Raw genomic sequence first — 20,438 nt, forward strand, 5'->3', positions numbered from 1 at the left:
CCGGCTCCCTCCCCGTCCTGCGTCCATGTCGCGGGGCGGGGAAGGAAGCAGGGGAAGAGGTCAGGCGGGCAGGTCCGGCGGGGTCTTCGCGGGGCTGTCCGCCAGCGCCTCCAGGGCCAGCCTCATGGCCTCGTCGAGTTGGACGTCCCGCCCCGCCGCGTGGTCCTGCGGGCGCTGCACGACCTCCACGTCGGGATCCACTCCGTGGTTCTCGACGCCCCACTCGTAACCCTCCAGCCAGAAGGCGTACTTCGGCTGGGTGATCAGCGTGCCGTCCACCAGCCGGTAGCGGCTGTCGATGCCGATGACGCCGCCCCACGTCCGCACCCCGACCACCGGCCCGAGCCCGAGCGCCTTGATCGCGGCGTTGACGATGTCTCCGTCCGAACCGGAGAACTCGTCGGCGACGGCGACGACGGGTCCGCGCGGCGCGTCCTGCGGGTAGCTGTAGGGCCGCATGCCGCGCGGCACCGCCCAGCCGACGATCCGCCGGGCCAGCTTCTCCACCACCAGCTGGGAGGTGTGCCCGCCCCGGTTCTCCCGGATGTCCACGACGAGCCCCTCGCGGCCCACCTCCACCCGCAGGTCCCGGTGGATCTGCGCCCAGCCCGGCGCCTGCATGTCCGGCACGTGGAGATAGCCCAGCCGCCCGCCGGACCGCTCGTGCACGTACGCCCGCCGGTCCTCGACCCAGGCGTGGTAGCGCAGCGGTTCCTCGTCGGCGACCGGCACGACGACCACGTGCCGCACCTCGCCCCCGCCGGACGGCGAGACGGTCAGCTCGACCGCCTTGTCCGCCGTTCCGACGAGCAGCGGCCCCGGGCCGGTCACCGGATCGACCGTGTGTCCGGCCACCGCCACGATCGCGTCCCCGGCGCGCACCGCGACGCCGGGGGCGGCCAGCGGGGAGCGGGCCTCCGGGTCGGAGGTCTCCGAGGGCAGGACGCGGTCGATGCGCCAACTGCCGTCCGGATGCCGGGAGACGTCCGCGCCGAGCAGGCCCTGCCGGGCGTCGCCGCCGTGTCCGCCGGGCGGGACGACGTAGGCGTGCGAGGTGCCCAGTTCGCCCTGCACCTCCCACAGGAGGTCCACCAGGTCGTCGTGGGTGCAGACCCGGTCCAGCACGGGCCGGTAGCGGTCCAGGACGCCGTCCCAGTCGACGCCGCTCATGTCCGGCCGCCAGAAGTGGTCACGCATGACCCGGCCGGTCTCTTCGTACATCTGCCGCCACTCGGCCGCCGGTTCGACGGTCTGGCGGACCCGGGTGAGGTCGACGGTGATGTTGGTGTCGCTGTCTTCGTCCCCCGAGGCGCGCCGGTCGCTGGGTACGACCTTCAGCCGGCCGTCGGTCCACAACAGCACCCGCTTGCCGTCGCCGCTGACGGCGAAGTGGTCGGCGTCGGCCGCGAGATGCTCCAGCCGCTGCTGGACCAGGTCGTAGCGCTCCAGCTCGGTCTTCGGATCGGGGTCGTCCGGGGTGGCGCGGGCGGAGCCGAGGACGCCCTGCACGGGGTGGCGCAGCCACAGCACGCCGTCCTTCGCGGCGCGCAGGCCGGAGTAGCGCCCCGCCTCGACGGGGAACGGCACGATCCGGTCGGCGAGTCCTTCGAGGTCGATCCGGGTGGCCGGAGTGCCCTCGCTGTCGGGCGTCTCCTCCTTGTCCGGCGTCTCGAAGGGCCGGCCGTGCCGCTGCGGGCCGAACGGCGAGGGCGTGGTCGCGGACAGCGTGATCAGGTGCGGCCGGTCGCCGACGACGAACGCCAGGTCGAAGACGTGCTCGTCGTAGACCGGGTCGAAGGCGCGGTTGGACAGGAACGCGAGGTGCTTGCCGTCGGCGGTGAAGGCCGGGGCGTAGTCCTGGAAGCGCAGCGGGGTCGCCTCGGTGACCGACAGATCGGTGGTGTGGGCGAGCTTCAGCTGGCACAGCGGGCGCGGGCCGGGGTGGGACCAGGCGAGCCACGCCGAGTCGGGCGAGAAGACCAGGCCGCGCACGTCGCCGTTGTCGCTGCGGTCGACCTCGCGGACCTCGCCGGACTCGCGTTCGACGAGCAGCAGCCGTCCGTCGTGCGAGGCGACGGCGGCCCGGCTGCCGTCGGGGGCCATGGCCAGCCCGAGGACCCGGCCGAGCCGGCCCGCGGCGAGCCGGCGCGGGATCGCGCCCGGCGCCGTTCCGGTGGCCGGCGCGAACTCCAGGGCGTCCGCGCCCTCGGCGTCCGTCACCCACACCACCCACTCCTCGCCCTCGGCGCGGAAGGTGCGGGGCAGGCGGGCCCGGACGCCGGGTTCGGCGGCGAGGGCGCGGGCGGGCCCGGAGCGGTGGGTCACCCAGTGCACGCCGCCGCGCACGGCGACCGCGCTGCCGCGCGCGGTGTGGTCGGGGGAGGCCGAACCGAACCAGCGGGAGGCGTTCACCGGGTAGGGCCGGCGGTCGGTGCGCTGCCCGCCGATGCGGATGTCCAGGCGGCGCGGCTCGGCCCCGTCGAGGTCGTCCAGCAGCCACAGCTCGCCGGCCGAGGCGTACACGACGCGGGTGCCGTCGCCCGCCGCGTGCCGGGCGTAGAAGCCGGCGAGAGGAGTGTGCCGGCGCAGGTCGGAGCCGTCGGCCAGGGAGGAGTACAGCGCGCCGGTGCCCTCGTGGTCGCAGAGGAAGGCGATCCGGTCACCGGCCCAGACCGGGTACTCGATGTTCCCGTCGAGGTCCGCGTGCAGCCGCACGAACTCCCCGTCGTCCTCCGCGTCGATCCACAACTTTCCCGCCGTGCCGCCCCGGTAGCGCTTCCAGGCGGCGGCCTCGCGGCCCATCGTCGCGGACAGCAGCACGGTGTGCGGGCCGTGGGCGACCTGCCCGACGGGGCCGTACGGCAGCCGCCGCGCCGGTCCGCCGTCGAGCGGGACGGCGTGCGCCCAGGTGCGGCGGAGGCTGGCCTGACCGTGGGCGGTGAGGGCGAGGACCTGCCCGTCGGGGGTCCAGCCGCGCACCCGGGTCGTCCCACTGCCCCAGTGGGTGAGCCTCTTGGCGGGGCCGCCGTCGACGGGCGCGACATGCACCTCGGGGGCGCCGTCGCGGGTGGAGGTCCAGGCGACGGTGGTGCTGTCGGGGGAGATGCGCGGCTGGGTCACCGGCATGTTGTCGGCGCTGACCCGCCAGGCGCGCCCTCCGTCGAGCGGCGCGAGCCAGACGTCGTCCTCGGCGGTGAAGGTCACCAACTCGCCCTGGACATGCGGAAACCGGAGATACGCGGGCACTGCGGACTGGGTCACCAGGTCACCCTACGCAGGCACCGGGTCCACGGACAGGGGTTTGGATCACTTGCGTCACCCGCTACTTGCCCTCGGGCCAGCATGTGGGTGCGCTGCGGCAGTAGACGGTCTTGGTGACCGTCACCGTGGTGGTCGGGCCGGCGCCCGGCGGGTCGCCGCCCACCGGCGGGGCGGAGGTGGCGTCGCAGTCACCGAGTCCGGTGACCCGGAACCACTCCTTGCCGTCGATCCTCGCGGTGAGGTCACCGCGCACACAGGCGCCGCCGACCGCCCGGGTGACCTCACCGGTGACGGTGATGTCCCTGCCGTCGGTGGTCCGCCCCTCGCAGTCGACGTCGGCGACGTTGCGCACGCTCGCCGAGGGCGTCGCCCCGCCGCGCTCACCGAAGTGAGCGGTGCACGTCAGCCACTGCACCTCGGCCTCGCGCCGCTCCAGCTCACGCGTCATCAGTTCGTCGGTCGTCCAGGCCACGGTCGCCGAACTCAGCGCCCCCGGCTCGCAGGCCACCAGTCCACCCGCGCCGGCCACGACCACCACCACCGCACCGGCCGCCCGCCACGCACGAGGACGGCCACAAATCCACCGCAACACCCCCATGGACGGCAGCCTCCCACTGTCTCGCCGTCCACGGAAGGGCGCATACGGCCACTCGGTACCGCCGCTGAAGACCGAGTACGAGGTGCGCGTGCTCGGCCGAACACTTCGCGCGGTCCGGGGCGTTCTGGTTCACCGCGTTCCTGTCGCGTCCGGTCTCTTCGCCTTTAGGCGTGGTCCGGGAACGCGACGGCGGCCGCGCGCCGGAGTCCTTCGCGGTCCACCGCGAGGACGTCCAGCTGCTGCCGACCGGTGACCGGGCACCGAAGCGGTGCCCTCAGGGCGTCGTCAGAGCTGCAGGAGTTGCCACTCCTGGAGTTCCACCAGGTTGCCCTCCGGGTCCTTGAGGTGGGCCACGCGCAGACGCGGGGTCATGGGGGCCGGGCCGTGGAGGAGGGTGGCGCCGCGGGACGTGACGCGGTCGCAGTAGGCGTCGAGGTCGTCCACGCGCAGGACGACGAGGGAGCGGTGGCCCGTGACGGTGTCGTTCACCTCGCCGAGCAGATCGGCCATGGTCGCGCGGTCCTGCAGCGCGATGCCCGCCGAGCCGGTCGTGGGGCTGAACTTCTCGTAGGGACCCTCGGCCGCGCCCGACTGCGGTTTGAGGCCGAGGACCTCGGCATAGAAGCGGTAGCAGCCGGCGAAGTCGCTGACCAGAAGCCTGACCTGGGCCAGTTCCATGACGTCCTCCCGCGGGGGATCAGGACCAGCGACCGGTGCGGCCGAGCAGCAGGGCCGCCGCCGCGGTACCGGCCGTCGAGGTGCGCAACACGGACGGGCCGAGGCGGTAGGCGGGTGCCCCGGCCTCGGCGAACAGGGACAACTCCTCGGGGGACACGCCCCCTTCGGGGCCGACGACCAGCACGATCTCGCCCTCGGCGGGCAGTTCGGCCGCGGCCAGCGGCTCCTCGCCGCTCTCGTGCAGTACGGCGGCGAAGTCGGCCTTCGCCAGCAGCGCGGCGACCTGCTTGCCCGTCGCCGCGTCCGCGACCTCGGGAAAGCGCACGCGCCGGGACTGCTTGCCGGCCTCGCGCGCGGTGGCCCGCCACTTGGCCAGGGCCTTGGCGCCGCGGTCGCCCTTCCACTGCGTGACGCAGCGGGACGCGGCCCACGGCACGATCGCGTCGACCCCGACCTCGGTCATGGTCTCCACGGCCAGCTCGCCCCGGTCTCCCTTGGGCAGGGCCTGGACGACCGTGAGGCGCGGCTGCGCCGCCGACTCCTCGCTCACCGAGTCCATGTGGACGATCAGCCGGTCCTTGCCCTCGGTGTCCACGACCACGCAGTCCGCCCAGCGCCCGGCCCCGTCGGTGAGGACCACGTCCTCACCGGCCCGCAGCCGCTTCACGGAGACCGCGTGCCGGCCCTCGGGCCCGTCCAGGACGTACCGCCCGCCGCCGCCCGCGGCGAAGTGGTCGACGACGAACACCGGCGCGGTCATCAGGCACCGCCCCGGTCCGACGGGGCCGTCCCGGCCTCGGCCAGCTCGGCCGCCAGTACCTCCACCAGCTCCCCGGCGGGCAGCTCACGCGCCATCCGGTGCCCCTGGCCCGCCCACAGCGCCATGCCCTGCGCGTCGCCCGCCTTCGCGGCGGCCTTGCGCAGCGGGGAGGTGAGGTGGTGGATCTCGGGGTAGGCGGCGGGGGCGTACGGGCCGTGCTCGCGCAGGAAGCGGTTGACCAGGCCGCGGGCGGGGCGGCCGGTGAAGGCGCGGGTGAGCGCCGTCCGCACGAAGAGCGGGTTGGTCAGTGCCTGCTTGTGCACGTCGTTGGCCCCGGACTCGGCGGTGGCGAGGAACGCCGTACCGAGCTGTGCCGCGCTCGCACCGGCCGCCAGCACGGCGGCGATCTGGCTGCCGCGCATGATGCCGCCGGCGGCGATCAGCGGCAGGCCGACCGTCTCGCGGATCTGTCCCAGCAGGGACAGCAGACCGATCGCCGAGCCGTCGTTCTCCGGGATGTCCCGGTGGGTGCCCTGGTGGCCGCCGGCCTCCGCGCCCTGCACGATCACGCCGTCCGCGCCGGCCTGCTCGACGGCCCGGGCCTCATCGGGGGTGGTGGCAGTGACCAGGGTGAACGTTCCGGCCCGGCGCAGGGCGTCGAGGACCTCGCGGGTGGGGACGCCGAAGTGGAAGGAGACCACCGGCACCGGGTTGTCCAGCAGCACCGCGAGCTTGGCCTCGTAGCCGTCGTCCCGGCCGCTGTCGGGGTCGCCGAGCTCGGTCTCGTACCAGGCGGCCTCGCCGGCCAGCTGGTGGGCGTAGACGTCCACGGCGGCGGGCTCGGAGAACTCGGACTGCGGCATGAACAGGTTCACGCCGAAGGGGCGCCCCGTCAGCCCCCGCAACTGCTTGATCTCCTGGTACATGCCGTCGGCCGTCTTGTAGCCGGCCGCGAGGAAGCCCAGCCCGCCGGCCTCGGACACGGCCGCGGCGAGCTGCGGGACGGAGACACCGCCCGCCATCGGGGCCTGCACGATCGGAAGCGGGGCGAGATCGGTCAGCGCGGAGGACATGACGGCATGTTGTCACGTCCTCCGAACAAGTCCGAATCGGGCCTGCCGCCCGGCAGCGGCCGACGGCGGGCCCGGGGCCAAGGCCCTCTACTGCCCGTCGAACGCGTCCTTCGGCAGCGAAAAGAGCCCCTGCCGCCCGCGCTGACCGTGCCCGGCCCCGGGGACACCCCCGGGCCTCGGCGCCTGCGCCGCCCGGCCTGTCAGCGCCCGTTGAACGCGTCCTTCAACCGCGAGAACAGCCCCTGCTGCCCCGGCTGACCGTGCCGGCCCGGGGGACACCCCCCCCGGACCCCCGGCCCGCCTCGACACCCGCGCCGCCCGACCCGTCAACGCCCGTTGAACGCATCCTTCAACCGCGAGAACAGCCCCTGCTGCCCCGGCTGGAACTGGCCGGTGGGCCGTTCCTCGCCGCGCAGCTTGGCCAGCTCGCGCAGGAGGCGCTCCTGCTCGACGTCCAGCTTGGTCGGGGTCTGGACCTCGACGTGCACGATGAGGTCGCCGCGACCGCCGCCGCGCAGGTGCGTGATGCCCCGGCCGTGCAGCGGGATCGACTGGCCGGACTGGGTGCCCGGGCGGATGTCGACCTCCTCCATGCCGTCCAGCGTCTCCAGCGGCACCTTCGTGCCGAGGGACGCCGCCGTCATCGGGATCGTGACCGTGCAGTGCAGATCGTCGCCGCGGCGCTGGAAGGTCGAGTGCGGCAGCTCGTGGATCTCGACGTAGAGGTCACCGGCGGGACCGCCACCGGGCCCGACCTCGCCCTCGCCGGCAAGCTGGATACGGGTGCCGTTGTCGACGCCGGCCGGGATCTTCACCGTCAGGGTGCGGCGCGAGCGCACACGGCCGTCGCCCGCGCACTCCGGGCACGGGTTCGGCACGACCGTGCCGAAGCCCTGACACTGCGGGCAGGGGCGCGAGGTCATGACCTGGCCCAGGAAGGACCGCGTGACCTGCGACACCTCACCGCGGCCGCGGCACATGTCGCACGTCTGCGCCGCCGTACCCGGCGCCGCGCCCTCGCCGCTGCACGTGGAGCAGACGACGGCCGTGTCGACCTGGATGTCCTTCGTCGTGCCGAAGGCCGCCTCGTCCAGCTCGATCTCGATACGGATCATCGCGTCCTGGCCGCGGCGGGTGCGCGAGCGCGGCCCGCGCTGCGACGCCGTGCCGAAGAACGCGTCCATGATGTCCGAGAAGTTGCCGAAGCCGCCCGCGCCGAAGCCGCCCGCGCCGGCCGCGCCCGCCTGGGACAGGGGGTCGCCGCCGAGGTCGTAGACCTGCTTCTTCTGCGGGTCCGAGAGCACCTCGTAGGCGGCGTTGATCTCCTTGAACCGCTCCTGGGTCTTCGGATCCGGATTGACGTCCGGATGCAGCTCGCGTGCGAGTCGCCGGAAGGCCTTCTTGATCTCTTCCTGCGACGCGTCGCGGCGTACGCCGAGGACGGCGTAGTAGTCCGTGGCCACTCAGGACTCCGCCAGGATCTGTCCGACGTACCGTGCCACTGCGCGTACCGCTCCCATCGTTCCCGGGTAATCCATGCGGGTCGGTCCGACCACGCCGAGCTTGGCAACCGCCTCGCCGCCCGAACCGTAGCCCACCGACACCACCGAGGTGGAGTTGAGTCCCTCATGGGCATTCTCGTGCCCGATGCGCACGGTCATGCCCGAATCCTTCGCCTCGCCAAGCAACTTGAGGAGTACCACCTGCTCCTCGAGCGCCTCCAGCACGGGCCGGATGGTGAGGGTGAAGTCATGTCCGAAGCGGGTGAGATTGGCCGTACCGCCGATCACCAGCCGCTCCTCCGTCTCCTCGACCAGCGTCTCCAGCAGGGTGGCGAGCACCGTCTGGACCGTGCCGCGGTCCTCCGCCTCGAACGCCTCGGGCAGATCCTGCACCAGTTGCGGCACATCCGTGAAACGGCGGCCCGCGACCCGGCTGTTCAGCCGCGCCCGCAGATCCGCCAGCGATGCCTCGCCGAACGGCGCCGGGCAGTCGACCATCCGCTGCTCGACCCGCCCGGTGTCCGTGATCAGTACCAGCATCACGCGCGCGGGTGCCAGCGACAGCAGCTCCACGTGCCGCACGGTGGAGCGGGTCAGCGACGGGTACTGCACGACCGCGACCTGCCGTGTGAGCTGCGCGAGCAGCCGCACCGTGCGGGTCACCACGTCGTCCAGGTCGACGGCGCCGTCGAGGAAGTTCTGGATCGCGCGCCGCTCGGGCGCGGTCAGCGGCTTGACCTCGGCCAGCTTGTCCACGAAGAGCCGGTAGCCCTTGTCGGTGGGGATGCGCCCGGCGCTGGTGTGCGGCTGGGCGATGAACCCCTCGTCCTCCAGCGCCGCCATGTCGTTGCGGACCGTCGCCGGGGAGACGCCGAGGCTGTGCCGTTCGGTGAGCGCCTTGGAGCCGACCGGCTCCTCCGTACCGACGTAGTCCTGGACGATCGCGCGCAGTACCTGCAGCCGCCGTTCACTGAGCATCCGCGCGCACCTCCAGTACGTCGTCCCTGGGCGCTCCCCCTGGCACTCTTCGCACGCGAGTGCCAGCCTTACCGGCCCAGTGTACGGCCGTCGGGTACACCCCGGGCAAGGCCGGTCCTGCCACGTCGTGCCGGACGGGGCGGGCGGCGTGCCCGGTCCGCCCTGTCCTCATGCTCGCGAATCGGGACGCTTCGCCCTGCGGGCAGGCGCGAACGCCCCGACAGGGCCTAGCGTCGCCGTATGGGCGTGACTTGGGAAGAGGTGGGCTGGGAGAGGCTCACGACAGGAGTCGGGCGATGCCGGCTGCCCCGGTGGGACTGCACCGTGGGGCTGGTGGCCGGCGAGGGCGCGGCGCTGCTGATCGACGCGGGGTCGAGCCTCGCCGAGGGGGCGGCGCTGCGGGCTCGGGCGGAGGCGCTCGCCGGGCACCGTGTGACCCATCTCGCGCTCACGCACCCCCACTTCGACCACGTCCTCGGCGCGGCGGCGTTCGCGGGGGCCGAGGCCTTCGGCGCGGCCGGCGCGGAGACCGTGCTCGGCGGCGGGCCGGGCCGGGAGGAACTGCGCGCGGACGCCGTCCGCCACGGCCTCGACGCCGCGTCCGCCCGGGAGGCGGCGGACACCCTGGTCGCGCCCCGCCACCCGGTCAGCGGTGAGCGGACCCTCGACCTGGGCGCCGGGCGCCGGGTCCTGCTGGCCGACGTGGGCCCGGGTCACACGGCGTACGACCTGGCGGTGCTGGTCCCCGGGGAGCGCGCGGGCGACCCCGCGGTGGTCTTCTGCGGCGATCTCGTCGAGGAGTCCGGCGAGCCGCAGGCGGGTCCCGACGCCCTGCCGTCCCACTGGCCCGCCGCCCTCGACCGGCTGCTCGCCCTCGGCGGCGAGGACGCGCTGTACGTGCCCGGTCACGGTGCGGTGGTGGACGCCGCGTTCGTGCGGCGCCAGCGCGACGACCTGGCGGCGCGGTTCGGCGTGTCGCTCGGGTGACGCTCCGGGCCGTCCATATCGTCATGCGAATGCGCCCGTACTCTCCGGACCTGACACCGCCGTGGAAGAAGCCCCGCCCCGTGCCGGAGGTCCCCGCGGAGCCCGGACTGGTCGTCGAGGAACCCGCCACCGGTTTCTGCGGCGCGGTGATCCGCTGCGAGGCGGGCACCGTGACCCTGGAGGACCGCTTCGGCAAGCACCGGGTGTTCCCCCTGGAGCCCCGGGGCTTTCTGCTGGAGGGCCGCGTGGTGACCCTCGTGAGGCCCGCGACGGGGCCGGAACGGCCCACCCGCACCGCCTCGGGCTCCGTCGCCGTCCCCGGCGCACGCGCGCGCGTGGCCCGCGCCGGCCGCATCTACGTCGAGGGCCGGCACGACGCCGAGCTCGTGGAGAAGGTCTGGGGCGACGACCTGCGCGTCGAGGGCGTCGTCGTGGAGTACCTGGAGGGCGTGGACGACCTGCCGGCGATCGTGCGCTCCTTCGCGCCGGGCCCGGACGCCCGGCTGGGCGTGCTGGTGGACCATCTGGTGCCGGGCACCAAGGAATGGCGGATCACGCAGTCGGTGACGAGCGAACACGCCCTGGTGGTGGGGCACCCGTACATCGACGTCTGGGAGGCGGTGAAGCCGTCGGCGCTGGGGATCGCGGCGTGGCCGGCGGTGCCGCGGGGGCAGGACTGGAAGACGGGGGTGTGCCGGGCCCTGGGCTGGCCGTCGGAGAACACCGGGGCGGTGTGGCAGGCGATCCTGCGGCAGGTGGGGTCCTACAAGGACCTGGAACCGGAGCTGCTGGGCCGCGTGGAAGAGCTGATCGACTTCATCACGGCCCCCGCGTAGGCCCCCGGCGCCCCGCGTAACCCCCGGGGTCCCCGCTTCAGGCCCCCGGCCCCCTCGCAGTCCCTCCCCGAGGCGCCCACCGGCCCTCGGGTCAGTCCACGAGGTCGCGCACCACCGCGTCCGCCAGCAGGCGCCCCCGCAGCGTCAGCACGGCCCGCCCCCGGGCGTACGGCTCCTCCTGGAGGAGACCGTCCGCGAGGGCCCGCCCGGCGGCCGCGAGGCCCTGCTCCCGGAGCAGCGACAGCGGCACGCCCTCGCGCAACCGCAGCTCCAGCAGGACGCGCTCCACACGGCGGTCCTCGTCGGAGAGCAGCTCACGCCCGGCGCCCGGGGAGCGGCCCTCCGCCAGCGCGGCGGCGTAGGCGCCGGGGTGCTTCACGTTCCACCAGCGCACGCCCCCGGCGTGGCTGTGCGCGCCGGGACCCGCGCCCCACCAGTCGGCGCCCCGCCAGTACAGCTCGTTGTGCAGACAGCGGGCGGCGTCGGACGTGGCCCAGTTGGACACCTCGTACCACGCGAATCCGGCGGCCGACAGCCGCTCCTCCGCGATCAGGTACCGGTCGGCGTGCACGTCGTCGTCCGTCATCGGCACCTCGCCCCGCCGGATGCGGCGGGCCAGCCGGGTGCCCTCCTCGACGATCAGCGCGTACGCGCTGATGTGGTCCGGGCCGGCGCCGAGCGCCGCGTCCAGCGAGGCCCGCCAGTCGTCGTCGGACTCCCCCGGAGTGCCGTAGATCAGGTCCAGGTTCACATGGTCGAACCCGGCGGCCCTGGCCTCCGCGACGCACGCCTCGGGGCGGCCGGGCGTGTGGGTGCGGTCCAGGACCTTCAGCACGTGCTGCCTGGCGCTCTGCATGCCGAAGGAGACCCGGTTGAAGCCGCCCTCGCGCAGGGCCGTGAGATACGCCGGGTCCACCGACTCCGGGTTCGCCTCGGTGGTGATCTCGGCGTCCGCCGCCAGCCCGAACTCGTCCCGGATCGCGCCCAGCATCCGGACGAGGTCGTCCGCGGCCAGCAGCGTCGGGGTACCGCCCCCGACGAAGACCGTCCGGACCTCACGGGGGTCGTCGCCGAGCACCTTGCGGGCCAGCCGGACCTCGTCGATCAGGGTGTCGGCGTAGTTGTCGCGCGAGGCCAGCACACCGCCCGTGCCGCGCAGCTCGGTGGCGGTGTAGGTGTTGAAGTCGCAGTAGCCGCAGCGGGTGGCGCAGTAAGGGACGTGCAGATAGAACCCGAGGGGTCGGTCCGCCGCCCCGGCGAGCGCGGCCGGGGGAAGCGCGCCGTCGTGCGGGACGGGCTCGCCGTCGGGAAGTGCGGAAGGCATGTCCTCCATTGTCCCGTACGCCGGGCGTCACTCCGCCTGCAGCACCAGCAGGGCCAGATCGTCCTCCGGCGGCCGTCCGCCGAACTCGTGCACGAGGTGCCTGATCCGCTCGGCGATCAGCTCGGCGTCCATCCCCGCGCACCCCGCGAGCGCCACCGCCAGCCCGTCCCCGTCGTCGAACTGGCGCGAGCCGCTGCGCCGCTCGGTCACCCCGTCGGTGACGCACAGCAGGGTGTCTCCGGGCCGCAGCTCGAAGCTCTCGCTGATGTACGTCTCGTCCTCCACGACCCCGAGCAGGGTCTGGGGCCGTGCGGCCGTACGGACGTCACCGCCCGGCCCGAGGACCAGCGGCAGCGGATGCCCGGCGGAGGCGACCGTGCAGCGGACGCCTCCGTCGAAGGGGGCGAGTTCGCCGTAGAGAAGCGAGAGGAAGCGGGTCTGCGGGCCCTCTCCCGGGCCTGCGGGGCCCACCAGGGCGCGGGCGGCGGCGTCGGCGGCCTCCGTGGCGTCGTCGAGGAGGAGCTGGTTGAGGCGGTCGAGGACGTCGGCGACGCGGTAGCCCTCACGGGCGAGCAGCCTCAGCCAGGGGCGGGCCAGCCCGATCACGACGGCCGCTTCGGGGCCCTTGCCCTGGACGTCCCCGATGGCGAAGCACCAGCGCCCGTCGCCGGCCGGGAAGAGGTCGTAGAAGTCGCCGCTGGGGCCTCCCTTGTCGCAGGGCTCGTACACCAGGGCGCTGCGCACGCCGGGGATCTGCGCGACGGCGCCGGGCAGCAGCCCGCGCTGGAGCACGGCGCTGATGGTGGCCTGCCGGGCGTACTGCCGGGCCGCCCCGATGGCCAGCGCCACCCGCCGGCTCAGGTCCTCCACGAGCCCGGTGATCTCGTCCGGGAACGCGGTGACACCGGCCCGCCCGATCACCAGCGTCCCGAGTGGCCGCGCCCCGGCGACGAGCCGGTAGGAGAGGGCGCTGCCGCCGGGTGCGGTGGGGGTCGGGGCGGGGTCGCCGACGGGAGCCTTGTGGGTGGTGGGGGCGAGCGGCCGGGGTCCGACTGCTCCGACTGCTCCGACTGCTCCGACTGCTCCGACTGCTCCGACTGCTCCGACGCCGAACGCAGCGGCGCCGGTGCTGTGGTCCGCGCCGAACGCGCCGCCGGTGCCATGGTCCGTGCCGAACGCAGCGGCGCCGGTGCCGTGGTCCGTGCCCCACGCGTCCGACGGCCAGGGATACGGCACCGGTCCCGACGGCGTCAGGCCCTCCCCGCCACGCGGTGGCTCCTTCTCCAGGCACCTGCGGAGTTCCTCGATCCGCTCCTCGCTCGCGTGCCACACCCGGGCCAGGCGCGGTCCGCCCGCGCCGCCGCCCAGCGCCTCGTCCTCCAGCCAGACCGCGCACCAGTCGGCGAGCCGGGGCACGATCAGCTGGCCGGTGAGCGCGGCGACGAGGTCCTCGTCGAGCTGCCCGGCGAGCAGGTCGGACGCCTCGGCGAGGAAGGACAGCGCGCCCCGCCCGAGCCAGTCCCGGTCGCGCTCGGCGCGCTGCGGCGGGGGCGCGAGCAGCTCGGCGCCGAGGAAACCCGGGTCCTCGGGGTCGTACGCCTCGGCGTCCGGGCACATCTCGGCGGACATCCGCGCCCACACCGACTTGGCGCCCCGCCGGTACGTCACGCCCCAGGACTCGCAGAGCGCGGCGACCAGCCGCAGGCCGCGTCCGTACTCCGGCGTGTCGTACGCCGCCCCGACGTCCCCGTCACGGGGCGGCCGGGAGGGGTGGTGGTCGCAGACCTCGACGACGACGGCGCCGGTGTCCGGCTCCAGCCGGCAGACCAGCTCGACATCGGTTCCGGCGTGCACGACGGCGTTGGTGACCAGCTCGCTGAGGACGACCATGGCGTCATGGGCGAGCCGGTCGGTGAGCCGCTCCGCGCCGGGCAGCGCGAGGGCGGTCCACTCCTGGAAGGCGGCGCGGAGCAGTCCACGGGCGGTCCCCGGCGCGAGCGGGCTTCCGCCCAGGGCGGCGCGCACCTGTGCGCCGGGGCGCACGGCGGCGAGGGACCCGGACTCCCTCTGCGCCGGAACGGCCCCCATCTACGGCTGCCCGAGCGGCTCGGGCCAGTACGCCTCGATCACGTCCGACAGGGTGACAGACAGGTTCCGCACATCAGCACGGAGTCACCGAAGTGGCCAATCTCGACCAGAAAACGCCAGTCGTGCTTACCGCGGAGGCGTAAACCAGCCGATGGGGCGCGGGGCTGTGTCCATATGCAACCCGCCCCGCGCCACGCGACGTACGCGCGACCGGCCCGGGAACGGCCGACCGCGCGTGCGCCCCTCAGCGCCCCCTACGCCTCGCGCGTCCCCTCGTACATCTCCTCCAGCAGATGCTGGTACTCGCGCTCCACCACGGGCCGCTTGAGCTTCAGGCTCGGCGTGATCTCCCCGTGCTCGACGTCCAGGTCCCGCGGCAGCAGCCGGAACTTCTTGACCGTCTGCCAGCGCTGCAGCCCCGCGTTCAGCTGCTGGACGTACCCCTCGACCATCGCCACGGTCGCCGGCGCGGCCACGACCTCGGCGTAGGGCTTGCCCCCGAGGCCGTTCTCCGTGGCCCACTGCATGAGCGACGCCTCGTCGAGCGCGATGAGCGCGGTGCAGAAGTTCCGGTCGGCGCCGTGCACCAGGATGTTGGACACGAACGGGCACACCGACTTGAACGCGCCCTCGATCTCGGTGGGCGCGATGTACTTGCCGCCCGACGTCTTGAACAGGTCCTTCTTCCGGTCGGTGATCCGCAGGTACCCGTCGGGCGACAGCTCACCGATGTCCCCGGTGTGGAACCAGCCGTCCGGCTCCAGCACCTCCGCGGTCTTCTCGGGGAGCCCGTGGTAGCCCTCCATGATCCCGGGGCCGCGCAGCAGGATCTCGCCGTCCTCGGCGATCCGCACCTCGGTCCCGGGCAGCGGCTTGCCGACCGTGCCGATCCGGTACGCCTCTCCCGGGTTCACGAAGGACGCCGCCGACGACTCGGTCAGGCCGTACCCCTCCAGGATGTGGATGCCGGCGCCGGAGAAGAAGTAGCCGATCTCGGGGGCCAGCGCCACCGAGCCCGACACGCACGCCCGCAGCTGCCCGCCGAACGCGTCCCGCAGCTTGGAGTAGACGAGCGCGTCGGCCACCTTGTGCTTCGCCGACAGCGCGAACGGCGCGGAGGCAGTGCCGGTGCGCCGGAAGTTGTCCTGCGTCGCCTTCGCGTACTCGCGCGCGACACCCGCCGCCCACTGGAAGATCTTGTACTTGGCCGGGCCGCCGGCACGGGCCTTGGCGGCGACGCCGTTGTAGACCTTCTCGAAGATGCGCGGCACGCCCGCCATGTACGTCGGCCGCACCACCGGCAGATTCTCGATGATCTTGTCCACGCGCCCGTCGACGACGGTGATGTGCCCGATCTCGATGTGCCCGGAGGTCAGCACCTTGCCGAAGACGTGCGCGAGCGGCAGCCACAGGTACTGCACGTCGTCCGGCCCGAGCAGCCCGGTCGCGGCGATCGCCTTCGCCATGTACGACCAGTTGTCGTGCGGGAGCCGGACGCCCTTGGGCCGGCCGGTGGTGCCGGACGTGTAGATCAGGGTGGCCAGCTGGTCCTTGGTGATCGCGCCGACCCGCTCCTTGACCAGGCTGGGCTCCTTCTGCAGCCGGGCCGCGCCGCGCGCCTCCAGGTCGGCGAGGCTGAGCACCCAGTCCCCGGTCTCCACGCCCTGCGCGTCGATGACGACGACATGCGTGAGGTCGGGCAGCTCGGCGCGCTTCTCCCGCGCCTTGGCCACCTGCTCGGCGTTCTCCGCGATCAGCACCCGGCTGCCGGAGTCGGCGAGGATGTACGCCGACTCCTCGGCGTTGGTCTGCGGATAGATCGTGGTGGTGGCGGCGCCCGCGCACATGATGCCGAAGTCGGCGAGGATCCACTCGATCCGGGTCGCGGAGGCGAGCGCGACCCGCTGCTCGGGCTCGACGCCCAGCTCGATCAGTCCGGCCGCGATCGCGTACACCCGCTCGGCGGACTGCCCCCAATTGAGCGACTTCCATTCGTCCGGTCCCTGACCCGAGGCATTCGGGACCGGGTAGCGGTATGCCTCGGCCTCCGGGGTGGCCGAAACGCGCTCCAGGAAGAGGCCCGCGACGGAAGGGGGACGGTTCTCGATCAAAGTCTGTGAGTCGCTCACGACATCCTCCGGGGCCCGCGACAGTGCGGCTGGCTCAGGGCGTCTTGCGCCTTCGATACGGCAGTTTTCACACGCGAGCCCTTGTTTAACTCGCGAGTAACCATCGAGCAGGGATCAGGGTAGATGCCCACCGGCCGGTACGTAAGAGCCCGCGCTTTGTCACTTCCTCCAGAAGGACGGTCGTACGCACGCCACAGGGGCCCGCCGTCACGTACGGCAGGCCCCTGTTCGCGCGCTGTGCGAGGTCACCCCTCGTCGGCGCCGGTCACTTCTTGCCCTTGCCCGAGGCCGCGCTGTCGTCGCTGGACAGCACCGCGATGAAGGCTTCCTGCGGAACCTCCACGGAGCCGACCATCTTCATCCGCTTCTTGCCCTCCTTCTGCTTCTCCAGCAGCTTCCGCTTACGGGAGATGTCACCGCCGTAGCACTTGGCGAGGACGTCCTTGCGGATGGCGCGGATGGTCTCGCGGGCGATCACCCGGGAGCCGATGGCCGCCTGGATGGGCACCTCGAACGCCTGGCGCGGGATCAGCTCGCGCAGCTTGGCGACGAGCCGCACCCCGTAGGCGTACGCGGCGTCCTTGTGGGTGATCGCCGAGAAGGCGTCGACCTTGTCGCCGTGCAGCAGGATGTCGACCTTGACCAGGCTGGACGTCTGCTCGCCGGTGGGCTCGTAGTCGAGGGAGGCGTAGCCGCGGGTCTTGGACTTCAGCTGGTCGAAGAAGTCGAAGACGATCTCCGCGAGCGGCAGCGTGTAGCGGATCTCGACGCGGTCCTCGGAGAGGTAGTCCATGCCGAGCAGGGTGCCGCGCCGGGTCTGGCACAGCTCCATGATCGAGCCGATGAACTCGGTCGGCGCCAGGACGGTCGCCCGGACCATCGGCTCGTAGACCTCGCCGATCTTGCCTTCGGGGAACTCGCTCGGGTTGGTGACGACGTGCTCGGTACCGTCCTCCATCACCACGCGGTAGACCACGTTCGGCGCGGTGGCGATGAGGTCCAGGCCGAACTCGCGCTCCAGCCGCTCCCGGATCACGTCGAGGTGGAGCAGCCCGAGGAAGCCGACACGGAAACCGAAGCCGAGGGCCGCGGAGGTCTCCGGCTCGTACACCAGCGCGGCATCGTTGAGCTGGAGCTTGTCGAGGGCCTCGCGCAGCTCGGGGTAGTCGGAGCCGTCCAGCGGATACAGGCCGGAGAAGACCATCGGCTTGGGGTCCTTGTACCCGCCGAGGGCCTCGGTCGCGCCCTTCGCCTGGCTGGTGACGGTGTCACCGACCTTGGACTGACGGACGTCCTTCACACCGGTGATCAGATAGCCCACCTCGCCGACGCCGAGGCCGTCGGCCCCCAGCATCTCGGGCGAGTTGGTGCCGATCTCCAGCAGTTCGTGCGTGGCGCCCGTGGACATCATCCGGATGCGCTCGCGCTTGTTGAGCTGGCCGTCGATGACCCTGACATAGGTGACCACGCCCCGGTAGGAGTCGTAGACCGAGTCGAAGATCATGGCGCGCGCGGGGGCGTCCTTGACGCCGACCGGCGCGGGGACCTCCCGGACCACCCTGTCGAGCAGCGCGTCGACGCCCACACCGGTCTTGGCGGAGACCCGCAGCACGTCGTCCGGCTGACAGCCGACCAGGTTCGCCAGCTCCTCGGCGAACTTCTCCGGCTGCGCGGCCGGCAGGTCGATCTTGTTCAGCACGGGGATGATGGTGAGGTCGTTCTCCATCGCCAGGTACAGGTTGGCGAGGGTCTGTGCCTCGATGCCCTGGGCGGCGTCGACGAGGAGGACGGTGCCCTCACAGGCGGCGAGCGAGCGCGAGACCTCGTAGGTGAAGTCGACGTGCCCCGGGGTGTCGATCATGTTGAGGATGTGCGTGTTGCCCGGGTCCTGGGAAGGCGCCCAGGGCAGTCGCACGGCCTGGGACTTGATCGTGATGCCGCGCTCACGCTCGATGTCCATCCGGTCGAGGTACTGAGCACGCATCTGCCGCTGCTCGACCACACCGGTCAGCTGGAGCATCCGGTCGGCGAGCGTGGACTTGCCGTGGTCGATGTGCGCGATGATGCAGAAATTGCGGATCAGAGCCGGGGCGGTACGGCTCGGCTCGGGCACATTGTTAGGGGTCGCGGGCACGCAGGGTCCTGTCTCTTGAGGCGCCTTGTGCCTCGGGTCGGATCGTCACGTAGCCTCCATGGTCCCATGGGCGGCGACCGGGGTCCGGTTTGGGCCACCGGGGGCGCCGCTGGTACCGTGGGTCGCTGTGCCTCATGCCCTCTCAGCGCGAGGCGCATCCCAAGAAATCACCTGGCGAGGGTCCCGGAGTCCTTCCGGCCCGCGCCTGAACCTGAAAAGGCTCATTCGTGGCGAACATCAAGTCCCAGATCAAGCGGATCAAGACCAACGAGAAGGCCCGGCTGCGCAACAAGGCCGTCAAGTCCTCCCTGAAGACCGCGGTCCGCAAGGCCCGCGAGGCCGCTGCCGCGGGTGACGTCGAGAAGGCCACCGAGTACCAGCGCGCTGCCGCGCGTCAGCTCGACAAGGCCGTCTCCAAGGGCGTCATCCACAAGAACCAGGCCGCCAACAAGAAGTCGGCGCTTGCTTCCAAGGTCACCGCGCTCAAGGGCTGAACCCTGCACTGATCTGATCGCCGGAAGGACCCAGGGCGGGCCCTCTCTCATCCGCCCCCGACCGGCACCCCCGGATCCGCGCGCGGCCTGCGTTCGCCACGCGGGCGCGGATCCAGCAGCTTGAACCGAAGGCCCCGGCGCCGACTCTTCCCCAGAGCACCCACCGGGGTCTTCGTCATGCCACCCGCCACCGCGGGTGTCATGCACCCGCCACCACGGGGCTCACCGTCGGCACCACGTCCTCGCCGTGGGAAGGCCGCCCTGACGTCGGCCCCACATCCCCTCCGTCGGGACGCCGTCAGCCCTGCATCCACGCCGTACGGACGCCGTCACGTCGGCCCCGCGTCGCGGCACGGCCCGCAGGACAGGGGCCGGGCCGCACTCCACCGCGCGGGTCGAGGACCGAGCCGCCCTCGGCCCGCCGCACGAGGGAACACCGAGCTAGTGCCGCGTCAGTCAAGGTTTGCCCGTGAGGAGCGGCGTCCGGTGCGCTCTCTCGGCGTGCCGGCCGGAAGCCCTCGTACTGGACGTACTCGGGCTTTCGGCCGGTGCGGCGAGAGGGCGTGCCGGGCGTCGCGACGGGGCGGACCTCGGCTGACGCGGCACTAGGCACGCCCCCGCGACCGCGCCGCCCGTGCGATCGTCACGACCGCCTTCTCCAGGACGTACTCCGGATCACCGCCGCCCCCCTTCACGCCCGCGTCGGCCTCGGCGACCGCCCGCAGCGCCACCGACACCCCGTCGGGCGTCCATCCCCGCATCTGCTGCCGCACCCGGTCGATCTTCCAGGGCGGCATCCCCAGCTCCCGCGCCAGATCGGCCGGACGGCCGCCCCGGGCCGCCGACAGCTTCCCGATCGCCCGCACGCCCTGCGCGAGCGCGCTGGTGATCAGCAACGGCGCCACGCCGGTGGACAGCGACCACCGCAGCGCCTCCAGCGCCTCCGCCGCCCGCCCCTCGACCGCCCGGTCGGCGACCGTGAAGCTCGACGCCTCGGCCCGCCCCGTGTAGTACCGCCCGACCACCGCCTCGTCGATCGTGCCCTCCACGTCCGCGCACAGCTGGGACACGGCCGAGGCCAGCTCCCGCAGATCGCTGCCGATGGAGTCGCAGAGCGCCTGGCACGCCTCCGGCGTCGCAGAGCGCCCGAGTGCGCGGAACTCGCCCCGGACGAACGCCAGCCGGTCCGCCGGCTTGGTCATCTTCGGGCAGGCCACCTCCCGCGCCCCCGCCTTGCGCGCGGCGTCCAGCAGCCCCTTGCCCTTGGCTCCGCCGGCGTGCAGCAGCACGAGCGTGATCTCCTCGGCGGGCGCTCCCAGATACGCCTTCACGTCCTTGATCGTGTCGGCCGACAGATCCTGCGCGTTGCGCACGACGACGACCTTGCGCTCCGCGAACAGCGACGGGCTGGTCAACTCCGCGAGCGTGCCCGGCTGGAGCTGGTCCGGCGCCAGGTCACGCACGTCGGTGTCGGCGTCGGCGGCCCTGGCGGCGGCCACCACCTCCTGCACGGCACGGTCGAGCAGGAGGTCCTCCTGGCCCACGGCCAGCGTCACGGGGGCGAGAGGGTCGTCTTGAGCAGTCTTCCTGGCCATC

At 72.9% G+C, this 20,438-nt stretch carries 15 protein-coding genes; 3 read left to right on the forward strand and 12 right to left on the reverse strand.

Features of this window, described 5'->3' with window-relative positions; translation table 11 throughout:
• Positions 1-60 precede the first annotated feature (60 nt).
• The 7 genes from ACWCPM_RS00405 to hrcA form a co-directional block, all read right to left on the reverse strand.
• Positions 61-3,261 (reverse strand): S41 family peptidase, encoded by a 3,201-nt coding sequence (locus ACWCPM_RS00405; protein ID WP_450973888.1) that lies wholly within the window; start codon positions 3,259-3,261, stop codon positions 61-63.
• Between the two features lie 61 nt (positions 3,262-3,322).
• Positions 3,323-3,859 carry a hypothetical protein gene (locus ACWCPM_RS00410; RefSeq protein ID WP_450973889.1) on the reverse strand — a complete coding sequence of 179 codons (537 nt, stop codon included), beginning with the start codon at positions 3,857-3,859 and terminating at the stop codon, positions 3,323-3,325.
• Between the two features lie 285 nt (positions 3,860-4,144).
• Positions 4,145-4,537 carry a VOC family protein gene (locus ACWCPM_RS00415; protein WP_450973890.1) on the reverse strand — a complete coding sequence of 131 codons (393 nt, stop codon included), beginning with the start codon at positions 4,535-4,537 and terminating at the stop codon, positions 4,145-4,147.
• Positions 4,538-4,556: 19 nt separating this feature from the next.
• Complete coding sequence (locus ACWCPM_RS00420) at positions 4,557-5,297, reverse strand: 16S rRNA (uracil(1498)-N(3))-methyltransferase (protein ID WP_450973891.1); 741 nt, start codon at positions 5,295-5,297, stop codon at positions 4,557-4,559.
• On the reverse strand, positions 5,297-6,370 hold the full coding sequence (locus ACWCPM_RS00425; protein WP_450973892.1) for a nitronate monooxygenase: 1,074 nt from the start codon (positions 6,368-6,370) through the stop codon (positions 5,297-5,299). The genes ACWCPM_RS00420 and ACWCPM_RS00425 overlap by 1 nt, the downstream gene beginning before the upstream one ends.
• 326 nt (positions 6,371-6,696) lie before the next feature.
• On the reverse strand, positions 6,697-7,833 hold the full coding sequence (gene dnaJ / locus ACWCPM_RS00430) for a molecular chaperone DnaJ (protein ID WP_450973893.1): 1,137 nt from the start codon (positions 7,831-7,833) through the stop codon (positions 6,697-6,699).
• Positions 7,834-8,850 (reverse strand): heat-inducible transcriptional repressor HrcA, encoded by a 1,017-nt coding sequence (hrcA, locus tag ACWCPM_RS00435; RefSeq protein WP_450973894.1) that lies wholly within the window; start codon positions 8,848-8,850, stop codon positions 7,834-7,836.
• Between the two features lie 240 nt (positions 8,851-9,090).
• Between hrcA and ACWCPM_RS00440 the strand changes: the two genes are divergently transcribed.
• Together ACWCPM_RS00440 and ACWCPM_RS00445 are read left to right on the forward strand one after the other, a co-directional pair.
• Complete coding sequence (locus ACWCPM_RS00440; RefSeq protein ID WP_450973895.1) at positions 9,091-9,837, forward strand: MBL fold metallo-hydrolase; 747 nt, start codon at positions 9,091-9,093, stop codon at positions 9,835-9,837.
• A 29-nt stretch (positions 9,838-9,866) separates the two neighbouring features.
• Positions 9,867-10,673 (forward strand): DUF3097 domain-containing protein, encoded by an 807-nt coding sequence (locus ACWCPM_RS00445; RefSeq protein WP_450973896.1) that lies wholly within the window; start codon positions 9,867-9,869, stop codon positions 10,671-10,673.
• Positions 10,674-10,764: 91 nt separating this feature from the next.
• Here the strand turns inward: ACWCPM_RS00445 and hemW are convergent, their stop codons facing one another.
• From hemW to lepA, 4 genes are all read right to left on the reverse strand, one after another.
• Positions 10,765-11,997, reverse strand: coding sequence for a radical SAM family heme chaperone HemW (hemW, locus tag ACWCPM_RS00450; RefSeq protein ID WP_450973897.1), 1,233 nt, complete (start codon positions 11,995-11,997; stop codon positions 10,765-10,767).
• A gap of 27 nt (positions 11,998-12,024) precedes the next feature.
• Positions 12,025-14,085 carry a SpoIIE family protein phosphatase gene (locus tag ACWCPM_RS00455; RefSeq protein ID WP_450973898.1) on the reverse strand — a complete coding sequence of 687 codons (2,061 nt, stop codon included), beginning with the start codon at positions 14,083-14,085 and terminating at the stop codon, positions 12,025-12,027.
• 254 nt (positions 14,086-14,339) lie between these two features.
• On the reverse strand, positions 14,340-16,214 hold the full coding sequence (locus ACWCPM_RS00460; protein WP_450973899.1) for an AMP-dependent synthetase/ligase: 1,875 nt from the start codon (positions 16,212-16,214) through the stop codon (positions 14,340-14,342).
• Positions 16,215-16,479: 265 nt separating this feature from the next.
• The gene (gene lepA / locus ACWCPM_RS00465) at positions 16,480-18,348 is read right to left on the reverse strand and encodes a translation elongation factor 4 (RefSeq protein ID WP_450973900.1); all 1,869 of its coding nucleotides are present in this window, start codon (positions 18,346-18,348) and stop codon (positions 16,480-16,482) included.
• A gap of 227 nt (positions 18,349-18,575) precedes the next feature.
• Here lepA and rpsT point away from each other — a divergent pair, with 227 nt between their 5' ends.
• On the forward strand, positions 18,576-18,842 hold the full coding sequence (rpsT, locus tag ACWCPM_RS00470; RefSeq protein WP_450973901.1) for a 30S ribosomal protein S20: 267 nt from the start codon (positions 18,576-18,578) through the stop codon (positions 18,840-18,842).
• A 605-nt stretch (positions 18,843-19,447) separates the two neighbouring features.
• Here rpsT and holA read toward each other — a convergent pair.
• Positions 19,448-20,437: a DNA polymerase III subunit delta gene (holA, locus tag ACWCPM_RS00475; protein WP_450973902.1), complete on the reverse strand. Its 990-nt coding sequence runs from the start codon at positions 20,435-20,437 to the stop codon at positions 19,448-19,450.
• Position 20,438: the final 1 nt, after the last annotated feature.

The organism is Streptomyces sp. NPDC002309, from assembly GCF_053593375.1.